Here is a 712-nt window from a genome sequence, read left to right on the forward strand (position 1 = left end):
CAGCATTTCCAGCATAACGGCCTTACCGTTAACGCAGCTTTTCAGCCTGGACTCAACCGTATAAAGGTAAAACTCATCGCTGTTACGGATTGCGGAAATTTCAGGGGGTAGGGTTTTCATAATGGCTCCTGACGGGAACCATATCGCCAGCGGCGATACAGTTCGCCGTAGCTTGAAGGGATTAAAAGGTGCGTTGCAACCGGCTATAGCGCACGTTGACCGGTACACTGATAGTAACAAAACGTCGTATATACAACAAGACGAATAGCTCTATATTAATTCAGCAATTATTTTGAGTAGGATTTAAACTGGTAATGCTATTTATGTTAAGCAGACTATCCTTAGAACGTCGCACTAAACATAAGCAACTGAATTATATAGATAATAAATAGAATTATCTTTTAAAATGCCGGAGCATAAATGAAGAAATTCATCGTAGGCGGTACAATTTTTTATATGTTAGCTGACGGCGAAAGGATGCAATCTGGGGATATGGATTACGATTGCAGTTACCATTACATCATCTGGCCTTCTAATGACTTCTGGCGAGTCAAATATCGTTGTTCGAAGGAATGGGAAAGTATTACAGATAAGGTATTCGATACAGAAAACGCCGCTTTTAATTGCGCCTATGATCATTTCTTAAACGCTACTAAGGCACTGTATGGACGATAATAAAAAAGTCGCCCTAAGGCGACTTGAAAGGTGCTTA

1 protein-coding gene is annotated in these 712 nt (G+C 40.6%); it reads left to right on the forward strand.

What is annotated here, in order from left to right; translation table 11 throughout:
* Positions 1 to 420: 420 nt before the first annotated feature.
* Positions 421 to 675: a hypothetical protein gene (locus MKP05_RS21260; protein ID WP_053389859.1), complete on the forward strand. Its 255-nt coding sequence runs from the start codon at positions 421 to 423 to the stop codon at positions 673 to 675.
* The last annotated feature ends 37 nt before the right edge of the window (positions 676 to 712 follow it).

Source organism: Halomonas flagellata (assembly GCF_022487945.1).
GTDB lineage: Bacteria > Pseudomonadota > Gammaproteobacteria > Pseudomonadales > Halomonadaceae > Halomonas > Halomonas flagellata.